We start from the raw sequence: 17953 nt of genomic DNA on the forward strand, positions 1-17953 counted from the left end.
GACCTCCCCCAGGGTGTCGAAGCCGCGATAGCTGGACAGGACCGCGGTGACGACGTTGGGGATGTCGATATCCTCCGGCGTCTGGGAAATGTAGTAGGGCGCGACATGGGAATGCGGTGCGCTCTCCCCTGTGCCAAACAGCGGCAGGTCGAGGGTGCCGTAGATCAGCGCCGCCGCGGTTGCCGCCGCGACCAGCAGCGGCGCCCAGAGATGCCGGCGTACCGGGTATTCCTCGGTCTTGGTCAGGTAGAGGGTGCCCAGCAGCACGACGGTGGAGATGCCGGCGCCGACCGCCGCCTCCGTCATCGCGACGTCGGGTGCGTCGAGCGCGACCATGATGGTGGCCATGACGAAGGAATAGATCGTGCCCAGCACGACCACGCCGAACAGGTTGCGCATGCCGACGATGGTCAGGGTGACGGCCAGCAGGATCAGCAGCAGGCCTGTATTGACCAGCTGTTCCATCACCGGCCCGCCTTTCCGGAATCGCCGCCGGTCGCTTCCGCGGTGCGGGATCCTGCAGCCGCGTCACCCACCGTTTCCGCCGGGGCTTCCTCCCTGTGCAGGCCGTCGGCATGGGCGGCCGGCGGCTTGTCCACCAGGCGTGCCAGGACGGTGCGGGTGGCCTTGTCCTCCCGGTCCAGCAGGGGCCGCACGCCGCGATGCAGGGCACCGCGGGCCAGTGCGTGGGCGGCGATCGGCGATGCGAAAAGCAGCAGGGCGAGGACGACGAGCAGCTTCAACGCGTCCAGGGTGAAGCCGACCTGCAGGGCCATGCCGATCAGCAGCATGCCGGCGCCCAGGCCGTCGATCACGCTGACCGCGTGCATGCGGGTATAGAGATCGGGCATGCGGTGCATGCCGATGGCACCGATCAGGCAGACCAGCGCGCCGCCCACCAGCAGGAACCAGCTGACGATGTGGAGGATCTGGGCGATCCAGTCGCCGGATTCCGCGCCCGTCATGCCGCTCCCCCCTTGCCCGCATCGTGGGCCGGCGCGGCGGTCGGTGCCGGCGTCGACGGCGGCTTGCCATGCAGCGCCGGGGCCTGCTCCTCCAGGCCATGGCCGAGACTGCCGTATCGGAAATATTTCAGGATCGCCACGGTCCCGACCACGTTGAGGAACTGGTAGAGGATGCCCAGGTCGACGAATTCGGGGCGACCGGTGACGAAGCCGCCCAGCACCAGCAGCAGCACAGCCAGGGTGCCGACGGTGTTGCCGGCCAGGATCCGGTCGTAGATCGTCGGGCCGAGCGCGGCGCGCGCCACCGCCAGGGCGAGCGAGGCCAGGACGAGGATGGCCGCCACCACGAACATCGTCATGACGCTGCTCCGGCGGGTGGTGCGGGGGCGGCGGGGTCGGCCAGACCCTCGAACGCGGTAACCCGCTTGGCCATGCCGCCCTCGCGCAGGTCCTCGATGCCGCCGGCCTGCAGGGCATGGACGATGACGCAGTCATCCTCCAGCGCCAGGGTCAGGGTGGCTGGCGTCAGGGTGATTGAATTGGCATAGGTGACCCGCCCTGTCGTGGTCTTCTGTGGCGCCGGCAGGGCGGCGACCGTCGGCGAGAGTGGCATGCGGGGCGCCACGATGATGCGGCAGACCTTGAGGGCGGAGATCACGATCTCCTTCGCGAGCCAGGGCCAGTAGAGGATTGCCCGCAGGCCGAAGCGGACCGGCACGCCTTCCGGGTCGTTCACCGCCATCCGCCGGCTGACCAGGAACACCAGCAGGATCGAGACCGCACCCAGCGCCAGCACGAGCGGCTTGTACAGGTTTGACATCGCAAACCAGAAGGCGACAAGTGCCAGCACGAGGGTGACGGTATGACGCATCGGACTGTTCGGCGCTCCGGACGGTCGGTCGGACGAATGATCGTTGAAGGTGGCGGAATATGGCGTCCGGTCAAGCCCTTAGCAAGCGACACCGGGTCGGGGAGCGGACCGGCGGGTCAGTCCCTGCGCTGCTGGCCGGCGGCCTCTGCGACCGCGGCGCGGCCCTGGGCGAAGGCCTCGGCACCGAAATAGACGAACAGCACCCGCTCCAGCCCGGCCATGCCGGGCAGATCGGAGGTCCAGGTCTCGTCCACGGTGCGGGCGGCGATTCGGGCGGCCCGGTCGGCAGGATAGCCGTAGATTCCGGTCGATATCGCGGGGAAGGCGATGCTGGCGACCTGGTGGCGGCCGGCCAGGATCAGGCTCTCGCGGTAGCAGCTGGCCAGCAGGCGATCCTCGTCGCGGTCGCCGCCATGCCAGACCGGGCCCACGGTATGGATGACATGGGCGGCCGGCAGGCGGTAGCCGGCGGTGATCCGCGCCTGCCCCGTCGGGCAGCCGCCGATGCCGCGGCATTCGGCCAGCAGATCCGGTCCCGCGGCGCGGTGGATCGCGCCGTCCACCCCGCCGCCGCCGAGCAGGCTCTCGTTGGCGGCGTTGACGATGGCATCGACCGTCAGGCGGGTGATATCGGCGTCCAGCACTTCGATGGCGGGCGCGCCTCTCGTCATCGGGGTTCCCCTTCCTCGTTCTCTGCCTTGTCGCCCTGTCCCGTCCTGCTGTCCTGTCCGGGACGGCGGAATCCGACGTAGATGGTGATCCACAGCAGCACCGCCAGGCCCGGCGCGGCCGCCAGGGTGGTGACGACGAAGTAGTGGACCCAGCCTAGATCCTCCACCAGCCAGCCGGTCGGCGCTGTCAGGAAGGTGCGGGCGGCTGAGGCGAAAGCGCTCAAGAGGGCGAACTGGGTGGCGGTGAACTGGACGTTGCACAGCAGCGAGAAGTAGGCCACCAGGGCGGCCGTCCCGACCCCGCCGGTGAGGTTCTCGACGCCGATCGCGGTGGCGAGCATCCAGTCCTGGTGGCCGACCAGCGCCAGGGCGGCGAAGGTCAGGTTCGACAGGGCCTGGGCGATGCCGGCGATCCACAGAGTGGGGCCCAGGCCCAGCCCCCGCATCAGCGCCCCGCCGACGAACAGCCCGCCGAAGGTGGCGGCGGTTCCCAGCACCTTGGCGTAGTTGGCGACCTCCACCTTGTCGAAGCCCAGGTCGACATAGAGCGGCGTGGCCATGTGGCCGGCCATGCTGTCGCCCAGCTTGTACAGCACCGCGAACAGCAGGAAGGCGACCCAGCCGCGGCGTGCCATGAATTCCGAGAAGGGGCCGACAAAGGCGCGCGCGAACCAGGCGGCAAGGCGCTCCGCGACCGGCTGCCGGTGGGCGCGGCCGCCGACCTCCGGTCGAGCACCGGTGATCCGCTCCGTCCCGTTCAGGGGCTCCGGCATCACCAGGATGGTGGCGACGCCGACCAGAATACCGGCGCCCATGATGACGTAGACCATGGACCAGGGCAGGACCGAGGCGAGGTAGAGGGCGCCGGCGCCGGAGGCGAGCATGCCGATGCGGTAGCCGCTGACCACCATGGCGGCGCCGGCGGCGAGCTGGTCGTCCTCCAGCAGCTCGACCCGCCAGGCGTCGGTGACGATGTCCTGACTGGCGGAGAAGAAGGCGACCGCCACGGCCAGCAGGGCGAACAGGGTCAGGTTGGCGGTCGGATCGGTCAGGCCCATCACGATCAGGGCCAGGATCAGGGCGGCCTGCATGGTCAGCGCCCAGCCGCGGCGGCGACCGAAGCGCCGGGTCATGAGGGGTACAGGCAGCTGGTCGATCAGCGGCGCCCAGACGAACTTGAAGGTGTAGGGCAGCGCGACCAGGGCGAAGAGGCCGATGGCGGCGAGGGAAATGCCCTCCTCGCGCAGCCAGAACGCCACCGTGGAGCCGGTCAGGGCCAGCGGCAGGCCCTGGCTGAAACCGACCAGCAGCACCGCGATCAGGCGCGGCCGGGCATAGACCGCGACTGCGGCGGCGAGGCGCTGCGACCAGCCGGCCGGCGGCGCGGCGGCAGGGGACCTGTCGGTCACGCCGTCTGCAGCCGGCCGAGGTCACGCAGCTGCGCGATCTTCCGGTGCAGCACCTCCTCGTCGATCGGCTTCTCGATGAAATCGTCCATGCCGGCCTCCAGGCAGCGTTGCTTCTCGGCCTCCGCGGTGTCGGCGGTCAGGGCCATGATCGGCACCAGGTTCGCCGGCGGCGGCAGCTCGCGGATCTGGCTGGCGGCCTCGACCCCGTCCATGCGGGGCATGTGCAGGTCCATCAGGACCAGGTCGAACTCCCCGCCGGCCGCGGCCATGACGGCGGCGTTGCCGTCTGCAACGTTGACCACCCGGTGCCCGGCGCGGGTCAGCAGGGTCTCCGCCAGCAGGCGGTTGATGCGGTTGTCCTCCGCCAGCAGGATCCGCAGCCCCGGCAGTGCGTCGGTCACGTCGTCGTAGAGCGGCAGCAGCTCGTCCTCGTCGAACCGTTCGCCGACGACCCGCCCGGCATGGCCCTTGGCGGCAACGCCCAGCCGCTGCCGCAGGGAACTGCGGCGCGCCGGCTTCAGCAGATAGCCGTCGAAGCCGGCGGTCCGCAGGCTGTCGAGCCGGTTGCGATGGTCCGGCGGCAGGGTGGCAAGCAGGTACATCTCGTGCAATGCCGGATGGGCGCGGATCTGCGCCGCCAGGTCGGCGGGATCGGCATCGGTCAGCCGGTCGTCGATCAGGGCCAGGTCGAACACGCCGCCGGAATCCGCCGCCCGCTGCAGCGCCAGCAGGGCGCCCTGCCCGGTGCCTTCCACGGTGACCGAGCAGGACATGTCCGTCAGCGCCTGCTCGGTGGCCTGGGCGGTCAGTGGGAAGCCGTCGACCAGAAGCACGTGCAGGTCCAGCTTCTGGTCGCCGCTGCCGATCGAGACGGCGCCGGGCGGCCGCTTCAGCGGCAGGGTGGCCCAGAACCGGGTGCCGCGGTCGGGTTCCGACTGCACGCCGATGGAGCCGCCGGCCAGTTCCACGATGCGCCGGCAGATGGCAAGGCCGAGGCCGGTGCCGCCATAGCGGCGCGAGATGCTGGAATCGACCTGGGTGAATTCCTGGAACAGCTGGGCCTGCGCCTCCGCAGGGATGCCGATGCCGGTATCCTCCACCTCCAGGTAGAGCGCGAAGTCGGCCGCGCCGGCATCGTCGGACCGGGCCTGGCGCAGCCGCAGCACGACGCCGCCGGTCTCGGTGAACTTCACGGCATTGCCGACCAGGTTGGTGACCAGTTGCCGCAGGCGCCCGGCATCGCCGATCACCTTCGTCGGGATCTCCGGCGCGACATAGGTGGCGACATCCACGCCCTTCTCCGCGGCGCGGCTGGCGAGCAGCTCCGCCACCGCCTCGATCTCTGCCAGGATGTCGAATTCCTCCGACGCCAGCTCGAAATGGCCGGCCTCGATCTTGGAATAGTCGAGGATGTCGTTGATCAGCTCCAGCAGCGCGGTGCCGGAATCGCGGACGGCGGCGGCATAGCTGTGCTGTTCCGGGGTCAGCTCGGTCTGCAGCAGCAGGCGGGTCATGCCCAGCACGCCGTTCATCGGCGTCCGGATCTCGTGGCTCATGGTCGCCAGGAAGGCCGACTTGGCGCGGCTTGCCGCCTGCGCCACTTCCGCCGCCTCATGCAGGCCGGCCTCCTCCTCCTTGCGGAGGGTGACGTCGCGTCCGACCCGCTGCAGCTCGATCACCCGGCCGTCGCGATCCCGCACAGCGGCATCCTGCCAGCCGATCCAGCTCCAGCCCTCCGCCAGGTGGACCCGCTGGTCGTAGCGGGCCCGATAGGGCGGCCGGCCCAGATCCGGATGGCCGAGGGGGTCGGCGGGACCGCCCTCCACCTGCAGCGCGAAGGGGGCGCCGATCAGCTCCTCCCGGCTGCGGCCGATGCGCCTGCAATAGGTGTCGTTGACGAAGGTGTAGCAGCCGCGCCGGTCCAGCCGGATGATGAAGTCCTGCTGGCTTTCCACCAGGTTGCGGTAATGCTCTTCGCTGGCGCGCAGGCTGGCATTGGTCTCGTTCATCGCCGTGACGGTGGCGGCCAGCCGTTCCGCCATATCGGCGACCCGCCGGCTTTCCCGGTCGATGCGGCGGCTGGTCCGCAGCGCGTCCAGGAAGCTGATCGCCAGGATCGCGGTACAGATCAGGACGATCGCCGTGATCGACAGCGGCCCCAGGATGCTGGCCTCCTCGCCGGCGGCGATGTCGATCAGGGTGACGGCGATGATCGCGGCGACGGCGACGGCAACCGCAGCGGCGCTGAGATAGGGGCGGCGCATGGCCATGGCGTGTCCCGTCCGGCCCGCGGCGGCGGGGGGTGGGTGATTTTCTGGCGCCCCCATTACCGGCGCCGGCTGCCCGGCAGCTTGATCCGGGGGGACAAGGGCGGAATGATGCGCGCCGTTTCGAACGAGGAGAAAGCGTCTTGGCATTCGCGTCGTATTACCCGCTGGAGCCGGGCAAGGAGAACGTCTTCGTCGTGCAGACGACCCCGATCAAGTACGGGCCGGGCTGCGTGGCCGAACTGGGGGCGGAAGCCAAGGCGATGGGCCTGGCGCGGGTGGCGCTGTTCACCGACCGCCAGGTGCTGGATCTGGCGCCGGCCCAGGCCGCGATCCGCTCCCTGCAGGCGGCAGGGGTGGACGTCACCGTCTACGACCGCACGGAGGTGGAGCCCACCGACATCTCCTTCCAGGAAGCCGCCGACTTCGCGGTGGACGGCGATTTCGACGGGTTCGTCTCGATCGGCGGCGGCTCGGTGATCGATACCGCGAAGGCCGCCAATCTGTTCGCCAGCCATCCGGCCGAGCTCCTCACCTATGTCAACAAGCCGATCGGTCAGGGCGTGCCGGTCCCCGGTCCGCTGAGACCGCATATCGCCTGCCCGACCACGTCCGGTACGGGCAGCGAGTGCACCGGCGTCGCCGTCTTCGACCTGTTGTCGCAGCATGTAAAGACGGGGATCTCGTCGCGCTTCATGAAGCCGAACCTGGCGCTGGTGGACCCCGAATTCACCTACAGCCTGCCGCCGATGGTGGTGGCCGCGACCGGCTTCGACGTCCTCACCCACGCGATCGAATCCTATACAGCGATTCGCTACACCGCGCGCGAGAAACCGGCCGATCCGGCCCTGCGCCCGCCTTATCAGGGCGCCAATCCGCACAGCGACCTGGGCAGCATGGAGGCGATCCGCATGGGCGGCCGCTACCTGCTGCGGGCGGTGCAGGACCCGGAGGACCGGGAGGCGCGCAACGCGATGATGTATGCCGCCACCATGGCCGGGATTTCGTTCGGCAATGCCGGCGTGCATATCCCGCACGCCATGTCCTATTCGGTCGCCGGCATGATCCGCGACTATCACCCGGAAGGCTGGCCCGGAAACGCGCCGATCTGCCCGCACGGCCTGTCGGTGGTGATCAACGCGCCGGCGGCGTTCCGCTTCACCGGCGACGGCGACCCGCAGCGGCACCTGGCAGCGGCGGAGGCGCTGGGCGCGGACATTTCCGGTGCGCAGCCGGCGGCAGCCGGGGCGGTGCTTTCCGACAAGCTGATCGAGCTGATGAAGGCGGCCGGCCTGCCGAACGGCCTGTCGGGCATGGGCTATGGCGAGGCCGACATTCCCGGACTGGTGAAGGGCGCGATCGCGCAGCAGCGGCTGCTCGTCCTGGCGCCGAAGCCGGTGGGCGAGGCGGAACTGGCGGCGCTCTACGCCGACGCGATGACCTACTGGTGAGTCCAGGCCCCGCCGGTTTGGGCCGGCGGGGCTGTTCCCGTCTCAGGGCAGCAGGACGGTGGAGCCGGTGGTCTTGCGGCCCTCCAGGTCCTTGTGCGCCTGGACCGCGTCCGCCAGCGGGTAGGTCTGGTTGACCTCGATCTTCACGATCCCCTTCTGCACCACGTCGAACAGCGCATTGGCGCTGGCAACCAGGTCGTCGCGGGTGGCGGTATAGGTCACCATGGTCGGCCGGGTGACGTAGAGCGAGCCCTTCTGCGCCAGGATGCCGAGGTTGAAGGCATCCACGGGGCCGGAGGCATTGCCGAAGGAGACCATCAGGCCGCGGGGACTGAGGCAGTCGAGGCTTTCGTCGAAGGTCGACTTGCCGATGGAATCGTAGACAACCGGCACGCCTTTGCCGCCGGTGATCTCCATCACCCGGTCCTTGAAGCTCTCGCTGGTGTACAGGACGGTATGGTCGCAGCCATGCGCGCGGGCGAGTGCCGCCTTCTCTTCGTTGCCGACGGTGCCGATCACGGTGGCGCCCAGATGCTTGGCCCAGGCGCAGGCGATCAGGCCCACCCCGCCGGCGGCGGCATGGAACAGGATGGTGTCGCCCGGCTGCACCTTGTAGGTCCGGCGCAGCAGGTATTCGACCGTCATGCCCTTCAGCATCATCGCCGCGGCGGTGCGGTCGTCGATGCCGTCCGGCACCTTCACCACCCTGTCCGCCGGCATCACCCGCTGCTCGGCATAGGAGCCGATCGGCCCGGAGGCATAGGCGACCCGGTCGCCGACGGCCAGGCCGGAGACCCCGTCGCCCAGGGCCTCCACCACGCCGGCACCCTCCATGCCGATGCCGGCGGGCATCGCCATCGGGTAGAGGCCGCTGCGGTGATAGGTGTCGATATAGTTCAGGCCGACGGCGGTATGGCGCAGCAGCACCTCGCCCTTGCCCGGCGCCTGCACCTCAACATCCTCCCAGCGCATCACCTCCGGACCGCCGGTCTCGTGGATGCGGATCGCCTTCACCATGTCGCTCTCTCCCCTGCTGCCGGCGTGCCGGCCTGCCGCGTGCGTCCGGCCGTCACGCCAGGCTTGTCTTGAAGAAGTCGATGGTGCGGGCGTTCGCGGTGTCCGCCGCCACCTTGTCGTAGTGGGCGCCGCCCATCCGGGCGAAGGCATGGTCCTGCTCGGCATATTCGTAGATCACCACGGTATTGTGGCCGGCCAGGCCGTCCTTCACCGCCTTCTGCGCCTCCGGCGGCACGAAGCCGTCCTTGCTGGCGATGTGCAGCATCAGCGGCTTGGTGATGTTGCGCGCCTCGTCCAGCACGTCCTGGATGCCCACGCCGTAATAGCCGACCGCCGCGTCGGCATCGGTCCGGGTGGCGGCGTGATAGGCGAGGCGGCCGCCCAGGCAGTAGCCGACCGCGCCGACCTTGCCGGTGCATTCGTCCATGCCGCGCAGCGCGTCGATGGTGGCGGCGACGTCCTCCATCCCCTTGTCGATGTCGAACTTCTGGAACAGGCCGAACGCCTGCTGCCATTCCGCGTCGGTCTTGTCGGTGATCTGGATGCCGGGCTCGATCCGCCAGAACAGGTCCGGGCAGCAGGCCCAGAAGCCCTGGCTGGCATACCAGTCGGTGATCTCGCGCATTACGGCGTTGACGCCGAAGATCTCCTGCATGACGACGATGCCGGGCGCCTTGCCGCCGCCGGGGGGGGCGGCGAGATAGCCCATGAAGCTGCCACCGTCCTTCGCCGTGATGGTGATTTCCTTGCCTGCCATGGTCTGGGCCTCCCCCTGGGAATGAGTCGCGGCCGGCGGGCCGCGGGTGGGCCGGACTCTAGCCGCGGCCCGCGCGGCCCGGCAAGGCGCCGGCGCATCAGCCCGCCGGCTGCAGCGGCGCCAGGGGCAGCATGGCGCCCTCATGCGCCAGCAGGGCGAGCTTCGTGGTCCGGCCGCCGGCGCCGGAATAGCCGCCCAGACGGCCGCCGGAAGCCAGCACCCGGTGGCAGGGGATGATGATCGGGATCGGGTTCTGGCCGCAGGCGCGGCCGACGGCGCGGGCGACGCTGCCGACCCGTTCCGCCAGGTCGCTGTAGACCTGCCAGGAGCCGTAGGGGATCTGCTGCATCTCCACCCAGACCTGGCGCTGGAAGCCGGTTCCCGCGGGATCGAGCGGCAGGTCGAACCGCTTCAGACGCCGCTCGAAATAGGCGCGCAGCTGGTTGCAGGCCTCCGCCAGAAGCGGCTCCTGGTCCGGCATTTCGCGAGGCGGTCCGTCGGCGGCGATCCAGCCGGTGCGCACGATCAGCCCGTCGGCGACCGTGATCGCCACGCGCCCGACGGGCGTGTCGATGCTGGCCGTGGCCGCGAGCGGCCGCGGCTCAGGCGTCGCGCGCGGCGTCTTCCGGCCCGCCATGACGGGGCGACAGAAGGGAGAGAAGCATTTCCGGTTCGGTCTGCGGCAGGGAGCAGGTCCGGTCCCTGCAGACATAGGCTACGGCGGTGCCGCCCTCTCCGCCTGGCTTGCCCTGTGCGGGATGGCCCGCGGGCAGGCTCGCCGTGTCGCCGCCGGTCCAGAGGATCCGGTTGGCGGCCGGGGCGGACCAGGCGGCGTGGCGCAGGGCGGCGCTGTCGCGGCCGGTGCCGATGATGGCGATGTCGACGGGATCCATGACCAGGTCGGCGGCATTCAACAGGGTTGTGAGGGCGAAGACGTTGCGGCCGAGTTCCGGCATGAAGGCGTCGAGTATGGCTTCCGCCTGCGTCGCCCGCGCCGTTTCGCCGGTCAGTCGCGCATGAGTATACAGAACTTCGACCATCGTGCCGTTGCCGGACGGGATCGCGCCGTCCTGGGCGTTGCGGGTGCGTGTAATCAGCCCTTTCGCGTCGTCGGCGGTGAGGTAGTAGCCGCCATTGTCCCTGTCCCAATAGTGCGAATCGAGGATCTCGAGCCAGGTCCGGACATCGTCGAGATAGGCCTGTTCGCCGCTGGCCTGGTGCAGCAGCAGGGCCGCCCGGCAGACCTGCGCATAATCGTCGAGCAGGGCGGTGTGCCGGGCACGGCCGGCGCGGGCGGCATGCAGCAGGCGCGGCCCGTCGCGCATCCCGTCGCGGACGAAACGGTAGGCGGCCTCGGCCGCGTGCTGCCAGTCGGTGCGGCCGAACGCCTGCGCGGCCTCCGTCAGGGCGGCGATCATCATGCCGTTCCAGTCGGCCAGGACCTTGTCGTCCCAGCCCGGGCGCACCCGTTGTTCGCGATAGGCGAACAGGCGCCGGCGGCACTCCGCCAGCTTCTCTTCCGTCGCCGGGTCGCCGAGGCCGGGGGAGGCCAGGCGGTTGGGGATGTTGCGACCTTCCCAGTTGCCGGCGGCGCTGATGTCATAATACGCGGCGAACAGCTCCGCATCGTCGCCAAGGACGGCTTCGACCTCGGCCGCCGACCAGGTGTAGAAGCGGCCCTCCTCGCCTTCGGAATCGGCGTCCAGGCTGGCGGCGAAGCCGCCGCCCTCCGCCACCATTTCGCGCAGCAGCCAGTCGACGGTCTCCTCCACCCGCTGCCGGTAGAGGGGATCGCCTGTCAGGCAATGGACCCGGGTCAGCAGCCCGACCAGCTGGGCATTGTCGTAGAGCATCTTCTCGAAATGCGGCACCAGCCAGCGGGCATCCGTCGAGTAGCGGGCAAAGCCCCCGCCCAGATGGTCGTAGATGCCGCCCTGGCACATGCTGTCCAGCGCCAGGGTGACGGCGTCGGCCAGATCCTGCCGCCCGCTCCGCAGATGCGCCCGCCACAACAGCTCCAGCACACCGGTATGGGGGAATTTCGGCGCGCCGCCGAAGCCGCCGTCCTGCATGTCCATATGCTCCAGAAGCCGTTCGGCGACCCGGTCCAGCAGGGCGGGGGAGAGGTCGGGCAGGCGGGCATCGGCGGGCAGTTCCGGCGGCGCGGCCATGCGCTGCAGGCCGTTCATCAGCGCGGCGCGGTTCTTCTCGATCCCCTGGGGATCGCTGCGATAGACCTCTGCGATGCGTTCCAGGACGGAAGGGAAGCCGGGGCGCCCGAATTTCGGCTCCGACGGGAAATAGGTGCCGCCCCAGAACGGTTCGCCGTCGGGGGTGAGGAACATGGTCAGCGGCCAGCCGCCATGCTCGCCGAGCATGGCGAGCGCGGCCTGGTAGATCGTGTCGATGTCCGGGCGCTCCTCCCGGTCGACCTTCACGTTGACGAACAGGCGGTTCATCAGCGCGGCGATCTCCGGATCCTCGAAGCTCTCATGCGCCATGACATGGCACCAGTGGCAGGCGGCATAGCCGATGCTGAGCAGGATCGGACGGTCCAGCGCCTTGGCCCGGGCCAGGGTCTCCGGTCCCCAGGCCTGCCAGTGCACCGGATTGTCCTTGTGCTGCAGCAGGTACGGCGAGGTCTCCCGATCCAGGTTGTTGCGGTCCGGATTGCTGCGGTCGGGATTGCTGCGCTCGGGGGTGCTGCTGTCGCGGTCGGTGGTCATGACCGTCCTTTCGCCGATCGGCGTTCCGGTGACATTATGGGCCCGACGGTTTGCCCGCCGGCCGCCCTGCGGATGCGAGGCCTAATCTGGCACGGAAGGTCAGGATGAAAATACATGTCGACGTCGATTGCACGCCGGAGGAGGCGCGCACTTTCTTCGGCCTGCCGGACGTGCAGCCGATGCAGGAGGCGCTGATGAGCCAGATCCAGGAGCGCATGCAGATGGCTCTGGCGCAGACGGATCCCGACGTGCTGATGAAGACCTGGCTGCCGGTGGGCATGGCGGGCTTCGAACAGCTGCAGAAGATGTTCTGGTCGAACCTGTCCGGCGGCGGCCGCAGCCGCGACGGAGAGCGGTCATGACGGCGGATGGCCGGACCCAGGTCGCCGGCGGTGGCGACGCGGCGGAGGACCCGGCGCCCTATTTCGTGCGCCACGTCTTCGTCTGCACCAACGAACGGGCGGCGGGTCATCCCCGCGGCTGCTGCAAGGAGAAGGGGTCCATCGGCCTGCGCGACTATATGAAGGCGAAGGCGAAGGCGATGGGACTTGCGGGCATCCGGGTCAACAGCGCCGGCTGCCTCGACCGCTGCGAACTGGGCCCGACGATGGTGATCTATCCGGAAGGCGTCTGGTATCGGGTGGAGACCCGCCAGGATGTGGACGAGGTGCTGGAGTCCCATGTCGCCCGGGGCGAGCGGGTGGCGCGGCTGATGCTGCGTCCGGAGGACGGCCCCTAGGAGCCGCCCGGCCGCGTGCCGCCGCGGAGCGCCGGGCCGGCCGTCTGTCATGGACACGATCTTCGCGTTGGCCAGCGGCAGCGGCACTGCCGGTGTGGCCGTCTACCGTCTGTCGGGGCCCGCTGCCCGTGCGGCGTTGGAGGCGCTGACCGGCAGGGCGGCGCCGCCGCCGCGGCAGGCCGTGCTGCGGCGGCTTCGCGACCGCGATGGCGGTGAGATCGATCGCGGCCTGGTGCTCTGGTTTCCGGCGCCGGCGAGCTTCACCGGTGAGGATGTGGCCGAGCTTCACCTGCATGGCGGCCGGGCGGTTCGGGCGGCGCTGTACCGTGCATTGCAGGCGCTGCCCGGATGCCGTCCCGCGGAGGCGGGGGAGTTCACCCGTCGGGCGTTCGAGAACGGGTTGCTGGACCTGACCCAGGCGGAGGGGCTGGCGGATCTGGTCGCGGCCGAGACGGAGGGACAGCGACGTCAGGCCCTGCGCCAGATGGGCGGTGCCCTTGCTGCGCTGTACGAGGGGTGGCGCGCGGAGCTGGTGGACTGCCTGGCACTGCTGGAAAGCGATATCGACTTCACCGATGAGGATCTGCCGGATGACGTCTCTGCGCCGGTCTTCGGCCGGCTGGCGGATCTGGCCGCGGCGATGCGCTCGCATCTGGCGGACGGGCATCGCGGGGAGCGGCTTCGGGAAGGTGTGCGGGTCGCCATCGTCGGCCCGCCGAATGTCGGCAAGTCGAGCCTTCTGAACGCGCTGGCCCGGCGCGAGGTCGCCATCGTCACGGACATTGCCGGGACCACCCGCGACGTTCTGGAGGTGGTGCTGGACCTGGACGGGGTGCCGGCGGTGGTCGCGGACACGGCCGGCCTGCGCTGCAGCAGCGATGCTGTCGAGCAGGAGGGGGTGCGGCGGGCGATGGCGCGGGCCACAGCGGACGATGTCAGGCTGCTGGTCCTCGATTCGTCGGCCCTGCCGGCCGATGCCGCCGGGTTCCGCGAGCTGCTGCAGCCCCCGTCGATCGTGGTGGCCAACAAGGCGGACCTGGCGGCCCTGCCGGACGGCTATCGGTTCGGCGGGTCTGTGGTATTGCCGCTGTCCGTACGGTCCGGCGAGGGGATCGGGGCGCTTCTGGATCGTCTCTCTGTCATGATGGCGGAATGCGCGGCACCGACCGGCGAGGCCGGCATCACGCGGGAGCGGCATCGCCATGCGGTTGCGGCGGCGGCCGATGCGCTGGACCGTGCGGCGGGGTTCGCGGGCGGGTCAGGGTCGGTGGCCCTGGAACTCGTGGCGGAGGATGTGCGCCTTGCGGCGCGGTCCCTCGGGACGATCACCGGGCGGGTCGACGTCGAGGAGATTCTGGGTGCCATCTTCTCGCGCTTCTGCATCGGGAAATAGGCGCTGCGGGCAGGATGTTTCACGTGAAACATCGCACCGCTTGCGTCGTGACGATGCAGGGCGTAGATCCGCGATGTCATGCCGAACAGCCAAGAGACCAAGACATCCTACGACATCATCGTCGTCGGCGCGGGCCATGCCGGATGCGAGGCGGCCGCGGCCGCGGCACGGCTTGGCGCACGCACCCTGCTGCTGACCCACCGGCTCGACACGATCGGGGCGATGTCGTGCAACCCGGCATTCGGCGGCCTCGGGAAGGGGCATCTGATCCGGGAGATCGACGCCCTGGACGGGGTCATGGCCCGGGCGGCCGATGCCGCAGGCATCCAGTTCCGGCTTCTGAACCGCTCGAAGGGACCGGCCGTCCGCGGGCCGCGGGCCCAGGCCGACCGGCGGCTCTATCGCCGGGCGATGCGCGGCCTGCTGGCCCGCCAGGCGGGGCTGGAGATCCGGACCGGCGCGGTGGAGGACCTGATCGTCGCCCGGGGCCGGGTGACCGGCGTCGTGACCGCGGCAGGCGAACGGCTTGCCGCGGGCCGGGTCGTCCTGACGACCGGCACTTTCCTGTCCGGCATGATCCATATCGGGGAAGAGCGGTTTCCCGCCGGTCGAATGGGAGAGGCCCCGGCGACCGGTCTCTCCGGCACCCTGGCCCGTGCAGGCCTCGCACTGGGCCGGCTGAAGACGGGGACTCCGCCGCGCCTGGACGGCCGAACCATCGACTGGTCGCCCCTTGAGCGCCAGCCTGGCGACGATCCGCCGGAGCCGTTCTCCACTTTGACCGGCCGGATCACGACGCCGCAGGTGGCCTGCGCGATCACCTATACCGGCACCGAAGGCCACGACCTGATCCGGGCGAACATCCACCGGGCGCCGATCTATAGCGGTCAGATCGCCGGCACCGGGCCGCGCTACTGCCCGTCGATCGAGGACAAGGTGGTCCGCTTCGCCGACAAGGGCCGGCACCAGATCTTCCTCGAACCTGAAGGGCTCGACGATCCGGTGGTCTATCCGAACGGCATTTCGACCTCCCTGCCGCGGGACGTGCAGGCCGCTCTGCTGAAGACGATCCCGGGCCTGCAGCAGGCGGTGATGCTGCAGCCGGGTTATGCGATCGAATACGATTTCGTGGATCCGCGGGAATTGCGCGCCAGCCTGGAATGCCGGCGGCTTCCGGGCCTGTTCCTGGCCGGCCAGATCAACGGCACGACCGGTTACGAGGAGGCCGCGGCGCAGGGCCTGATGGCGGGCCTGAACGCGGCCCTTGCCGCCGGCGGCAGCGCGCCTTTCATCCTGGACCGTGCCGATGCCTATATCGGGGTGCTGATCGACGATCTGGTGACCCGCGGCACCGGCGAGCCCTATCGAATGTTCACGTCGCGGGCCGAATACCGGCTGTCGCTGCGGGCCGACAATGCGGACCAGAGGTTGACCCCCCTCGGGTTGGCGATCGGTTGTGTGGGTCGGGTGCGCCGGGCGGCCTGGGCGGCAAAGGCGGCTGCGCTGGCGGAGGCCAGGGAGATGCTGGCCGCCGTCTCTGCCACGCCGACGGCACTGGCCGCCGCCGGTCTTCAGGTGAACCAGGACGGCAAGGCCCGGTCGGGCGTTGATCTTCTGGCCCTGCCGGAGATATCGGTGTCGCGTCTGGCTGGGATCTGGCCGGTGCTCGGGCGGATCCGGGCAGATATCGGGGACCAGGTCCGGATCGATTCGCTCTATGCCGGCTATCTGGAGCGTCAGGCGGCAGACATCCGCGCCTTCCGCAGGGATGAGGCGCTTCTGCTGCCGGATGACTTGGACTATGCCGCGGTCCCCGGCTTGTCTCGGGAGGTGCAGCAGAAACTCGCAGCCGCGCGACCGTCCAGTCTGGCGCAGGCCGCCCGGATCTCGGGGGTGACGCCGGCGGCCCTGACCGTGCTGCTCGGACATGTCCGGCGGGCCGGGTCGGGGCAGCTACAGGCGGCGCAGGGCTAGGGCAGATGCCGGGTTCACCGGAAGCGGTGCGCGCGGCCTGCGATGTTTCACGTGAAACAATGGCGCGCCTGGAGATCTATGTCGCGCTTCTCCGCAAATGGCAGAAGGCCCTGAACCTGATCGGGCGCGGCACGGAGAAGGAGATCTGGCACCGCCACATCACCGATTCGGCGCAGCTGCTGCGCCATGCCCCGCCGGACGGCCGATGGCTGGACCTCGGATCGGGCGCCGGGTTGCCGGGGCTGGTGGTCGCCATCTGCAGCGACCGGGAGGTCACCCTTGTCGAGAGCGACAGCCGGAAATGCACCTTCCTGCGGGAGGCAGCCCGCGCCACCGGCGCCCGGGCCGAAATCCGCAACAGTCGCATCGAAGACCTGCATGGCGCCCCTGGAATGGGGGATTTTGCCGTCGTTTCGGCCCGCGCCCTGGCGCCGCTGCCGGAGCTGCTGGCCCTGTCTGCGCCATTCTTCGGCAGGACCACGGTGGGGCTGTTCCAGAAGGGTGCGCGCTGGCAGGACGAATTGACCGCCGCGGCGGAATCCTGGATATTCGATGCAACGCCCTCGGGCAGCCTGACACATCCAGACAGCGTCGTTTTGCGCCTCACCCAGCCGATGCCGCGGAGCCAAGCGGGACCGGGCGGGACCATGTCGCCGGCGGGGAACGTGTCGCCGGCGGCTGAATCCGGCCGCGGGGCTTGACCCGGTGGAACCGGCCGTGCCGGGGTCCGGCACCGGCCGGTCCGGGCATGGCCGAGACATCTCTGCTGAGCCAGATCCAAGGAGACAGCAATGGCCGAACGCGAGGCCGACGCGACACCGCACCCGTCGGAGCGGGGCGGGGCCGGCAAAGGCCCGCGCGCCCGGGTGATCTGCCTTGCCAACCAGAAGGGCGGGGTGGGCAAGACCACCACGGCGATCAACCTGGGTACCGCGCTGGCGGCGATCGGCGAAAAGGTCCTGCTGATCGACCTCGACCCGCAGGGCAATGCCTCGACCGGGCTTGGCGTCGGGCGCAGCGACCGCACCGTGACCACCTACGAGGTCCTCACCGGACAGACCGGATTGCAGCAGGCCGCTTTGTCGACCGTGGTTCCCGGCCTCGACCTCGTGGCATCGACGGTGGATCTTTCCGGCGCGGAGATCGAGCTTGCCGACGAGGCGGAGCCCCAGCGCCAGCTCCAGAAGGCGATTGCCGGCCTGCCGGCCGATTACGATCATGTGCTGGTCGATTGCCCGCCATCGCTGTCCCTGCTGACGATCAACGGCCTGGTGGCGGCGGATGCCGTCCTGGTGCCGCTGCAATGCGAGTTCTTCGCCCTGGAAGGCCTCAGCCAGCTGTTGCGCACCGTCGAGCGGGTGCGCGCCTCCTACAACCCGCGGCTGGAACTGCATGGCATCGTGCTCACCATGTTCGACCGCCGGAACAACCTGTCGGAGCAGGTGGCCAGCGATGTGCGCGAGCATATGGGCGACCAGGTCTACGAGACGGTGATTCCCCGCAATGTGCGGCTGTCGGAGGCGCCGAGCCATGGTAAGCCGGCGCTGGTCTATGACATGAAGTGCCCGGGCAGCGAGGCGTATATGCAGCTGGCGCGGGAGGTGATCCGTCGGGAACGCGCCCAGGCCAACAAGGCCGCTTAGCGACGCTGCCGGTCCCGCAACGGGCGCAAACCCCGAATCCCGGGCCGGAGATCGCGACCGGAGAGCCGGT

General features: G+C 69.7%; 18 protein-coding genes. 7 read left to right on the forward strand and 11 right to left on the reverse strand.

All coding sequences use genetic code 11. From position 1 onward, the window contains the following. From ACFOGJ_RS02825 to ACFOGJ_RS02855, 7 genes are all read right to left on the reverse strand, one after another. The coding region (locus tag ACFOGJ_RS02825) for a DUF4040 domain-containing protein (protein ID WP_379897947.1) at nt 1–465 on the reverse strand (465 nt) is incomplete at its 3' end. After that, nucleotides 465–965, reverse strand: coding sequence for a monovalent cation/H(+) antiporter subunit G (mnhG, locus tag ACFOGJ_RS02830; protein ID WP_379897948.1), 501 nt, complete (start codon nt 963–965; stop codon nt 465–467). The genes mnhG and ACFOGJ_RS02825, both read right to left, overlap by 1 nt. After that, nucleotides 962–1324 (reverse strand): monovalent cation/H+ antiporter complex subunit F, encoded by a 363-nt coding sequence (locus ACFOGJ_RS02835; RefSeq protein WP_379897950.1) that lies wholly within the window; start codon nt 1322–1324, stop codon nt 962–964. The genes mnhG and ACFOGJ_RS02835 overlap by 4 nt, the downstream gene beginning before the upstream one ends. Further along, nucleotides 1321–1836: a Na+/H+ antiporter subunit E gene (locus ACFOGJ_RS02840; protein ID WP_379897952.1), complete on the reverse strand. Its 516-nt coding sequence runs from the start codon at nt 1834–1836 to the stop codon at nt 1321–1323. Before ACFOGJ_RS02840 ends, ACFOGJ_RS02835 begins: the two co-directional genes overlap by 4 nt. 116 nt (nt 1837–1952) lie before the next feature. Then, the gene (locus ACFOGJ_RS02845; RefSeq protein ID WP_379897953.1) at nt 1953–2507 is read right to left on the reverse strand and encodes an O-acetyl-ADP-ribose deacetylase; all 555 of its coding nucleotides are present in this window, start codon (nt 2505–2507) and stop codon (nt 1953–1955) included. After that, nucleotides 2504–3916 (reverse strand): AmpG family muropeptide MFS transporter, encoded by a 1413-nt coding sequence (locus tag ACFOGJ_RS02850; protein ID WP_379897954.1) that lies wholly within the window; start codon nt 3914–3916, stop codon nt 2504–2506. The genes ACFOGJ_RS02845 and ACFOGJ_RS02850 overlap by 4 nt, the downstream gene beginning before the upstream one ends. Beyond that, the gene (locus ACFOGJ_RS02855) at nt 3913–6186 is read right to left on the reverse strand and encodes a PAS domain-containing hybrid sensor histidine kinase/response regulator (protein WP_379897955.1); all 2274 of its coding nucleotides are present in this window, start codon (nt 6184–6186) and stop codon (nt 3913–3915) included. Before ACFOGJ_RS02855 ends, ACFOGJ_RS02850 begins: the two co-directional genes overlap by 4 nt. Before the next feature lie 140 nt (nt 6187–6326). On the opposite strand from ACFOGJ_RS02855, the gene ACFOGJ_RS02860 reads away from it, so the two are divergent. Next, entirely contained in the window at nt 6327–7634 is a 1308-nt protein-coding gene (locus ACFOGJ_RS02860; protein WP_379897956.1) for a hydroxyacid-oxoacid transhydrogenase, read from the forward strand. 42 nt (nt 7635–7676) lie between these two features. Here ACFOGJ_RS02860 and ACFOGJ_RS02865 read toward each other — a convergent pair whose 3' ends face one another. The 4 genes from ACFOGJ_RS02865 to ACFOGJ_RS02880 all read right to left on the reverse strand — a co-directional run bounded on the left by ACFOGJ_RS02865 (nt 7677) and on the right by ACFOGJ_RS02880 (nt 12134). Then, a complete protein-coding gene (locus ACFOGJ_RS02865; RefSeq protein WP_379897958.1) occupies nt 7677–8651 on the reverse strand; it encodes a quinone oxidoreductase family protein in 975 nt (324 codons plus the stop codon). Nucleotides 8652–8703: 52 nt separating this feature from the next. After that, the gene (locus ACFOGJ_RS02870) at nt 8704–9408 is read right to left on the reverse strand and encodes a dienelactone hydrolase family protein (RefSeq protein WP_379897960.1); all 705 of its coding nucleotides are present in this window, start codon (nt 9406–9408) and stop codon (nt 8704–8706) included. A 97-nt stretch (nt 9409–9505) separates the two neighbouring features. Beyond that, complete coding sequence (locus tag ACFOGJ_RS02875) at nt 9506–9961, reverse strand: methylated-DNA--[protein]-cysteine S-methyltransferase (protein WP_379897962.1); 456 nt, start codon at nt 9959–9961, stop codon at nt 9506–9508. Between the two features lie 49 nt (nt 9962–10010). Then, nucleotides 10011–12134 (reverse strand): thioredoxin domain-containing protein, encoded by a 2124-nt coding sequence (locus ACFOGJ_RS02880; RefSeq protein WP_379897964.1) that lies wholly within the window; start codon nt 12132–12134, stop codon nt 10011–10013. Between the two features lie 104 nt (nt 12135–12238). On the opposite strand from ACFOGJ_RS02880, the gene ACFOGJ_RS02885 reads away from it, so the two are divergent. From ACFOGJ_RS02885 to ACFOGJ_RS02910, 6 genes are all read left to right on the forward strand, one after another. After that, nucleotides 12239–12496, forward strand: coding sequence for a DUF6489 family protein (locus ACFOGJ_RS02885; protein ID WP_379897966.1), 258 nt, complete (start codon nt 12239–12241; stop codon nt 12494–12496). Continuing rightward, on the forward strand, nt 12493–12873 hold the full coding sequence (locus ACFOGJ_RS02890; RefSeq protein WP_379897969.1) for a (2Fe-2S) ferredoxin domain-containing protein: 381 nt from the start codon (nt 12493–12495) through the stop codon (nt 12871–12873). Before ACFOGJ_RS02885 ends, ACFOGJ_RS02890 begins: the two co-directional genes overlap by 4 nt. A 49-nt stretch (nt 12874–12922) precedes the next feature. Beyond that, on the forward strand, nt 12923–14266 hold the full coding sequence (gene mnmE, locus ACFOGJ_RS02895) for a tRNA uridine-5-carboxymethylaminomethyl(34) synthesis GTPase MnmE (protein ID WP_379897971.1): 1344 nt from the start codon (nt 12923–12925) through the stop codon (nt 14264–14266). 78 nt (nt 14267–14344) lie between these two features. Beyond that, nucleotides 14345–16240 carry a tRNA uridine-5-carboxymethylaminomethyl(34) synthesis enzyme MnmG gene (gene mnmG / locus ACFOGJ_RS02900; protein ID WP_379897974.1) on the forward strand — a complete coding sequence of 632 codons (1896 nt, stop codon included), beginning with the start codon at nt 14345–14347 and terminating at the stop codon, nt 16238–16240. Between the two features lie 59 nt (nt 16241–16299). Then, the gene (gene rsmG, locus ACFOGJ_RS02905) at nt 16300–16941 is read left to right on the forward strand and encodes a 16S rRNA (guanine(527)-N(7))-methyltransferase RsmG (protein WP_379897976.1); all 642 of its coding nucleotides are present in this window, start codon (nt 16300–16302) and stop codon (nt 16939–16941) included. A 90-nt stretch (nt 16942–17031) separates the two neighbouring features. Continuing rightward, nucleotides 17032–17883, forward strand: a complete 852-nt coding sequence (locus tag ACFOGJ_RS02910) for a ParA family protein (RefSeq protein ID WP_379897979.1) — start codon at nt 17032–17034, stop codon at nt 17881–17883. Nucleotides 17884–17953: the final 70 nt, after the last annotated feature.

It is taken from the genome of Marinibaculum pumilum (assembly GCF_042646425.1).
In the GTDB taxonomy this organism is placed as follows: Bacteria; Pseudomonadota; Alphaproteobacteria; order Ferrovibrionales; family Ferrovibrionaceae; genus Marinibaculum; species Marinibaculum pumilum.

What these genes read in the sequence shown, in the direction of transcription:
- ACFOGJ_RS02910 (WP_379897979.1), top strand. Translation starts at nt 17,032, where the DNA reads ATGGCCGAACGCGAGGCCGACGCGACACCGCACCCGTCGGAGCGGGGC.
- mnhG (WP_379897948.1), bottom strand. Translation starts at nt 965, where the DNA reads ATGACGGGCGCGGAATCCGGCGACTGGATCGCCCAGATCCTCCACATC.
- mnmE (WP_379897971.1), top strand. Translation starts at nt 12,923, where the DNA reads ATGGACACGATCTTCGCGTTGGCCAGCGGCAGCGGCACTGCCGGTGTG.
- ACFOGJ_RS02890 (WP_379897969.1), top strand. Translation starts at nt 12,493, where the DNA reads ATGACGGCGGATGGCCGGACCCAGGTCGCCGGCGGTGGCGACGCGGCG.
- rsmG (WP_379897976.1), top strand. Translation starts at nt 16,300, where the DNA reads ATGGCGCGCCTGGAGATCTATGTCGCGCTTCTCCGCAAATGGCAGAAG.
- ACFOGJ_RS02870 (WP_379897960.1), bottom strand. Translation starts at nt 9,408, where the DNA reads ATGGCAGGCAAGGAAATCACCATCACGGCGAAGGACGGTGGCAGCTTC.
- ACFOGJ_RS02840 (WP_379897952.1), bottom strand. Translation starts at nt 1,836, where the DNA reads ATGCGTCATACCGTCACCCTCGTGCTGGCACTTGTCGCCTTCTGGTTT.
- ACFOGJ_RS02855 (WP_379897955.1), bottom strand. Translation starts at nt 6,186, where the DNA reads ATGGCCATGCGCCGCCCCTATCTCAGCGCCGCTGCGGTTGCCGTCGCC.
- ACFOGJ_RS02880 (WP_379897964.1), bottom strand. Translation starts at nt 12,134, where the DNA reads ATGACCACCGACCGCGACAGCAGCACCCCCGAGCGCAGCAATCCCGAC.
- mnmG (WP_379897974.1), top strand. Translation starts at nt 14,345, where the DNA reads ATGCCGAACAGCCAAGAGACCAAGACATCCTACGACATCATCGTCGTC.
- ACFOGJ_RS02845 (WP_379897953.1), bottom strand. Translation starts at nt 2,507, where the DNA reads ATGACGAGAGGCGCGCCCGCCATCGAAGTGCTGGACGCCGATATCACC.
- ACFOGJ_RS02885 (WP_379897966.1), top strand. Translation starts at nt 12,239, where the DNA reads ATGAAAATACATGTCGACGTCGATTGCACGCCGGAGGAGGCGCGCACT.
- ACFOGJ_RS02865 (WP_379897958.1), bottom strand. Translation starts at nt 8,651, where the DNA reads ATGGTGAAGGCGATCCGCATCCACGAGACCGGCGGTCCGGAGGTGATG.
- ACFOGJ_RS02835 (WP_379897950.1), bottom strand. Translation starts at nt 1,324, where the DNA reads ATGACGATGTTCGTGGTGGCGGCCATCCTCGTCCTGGCCTCGCTCGCC.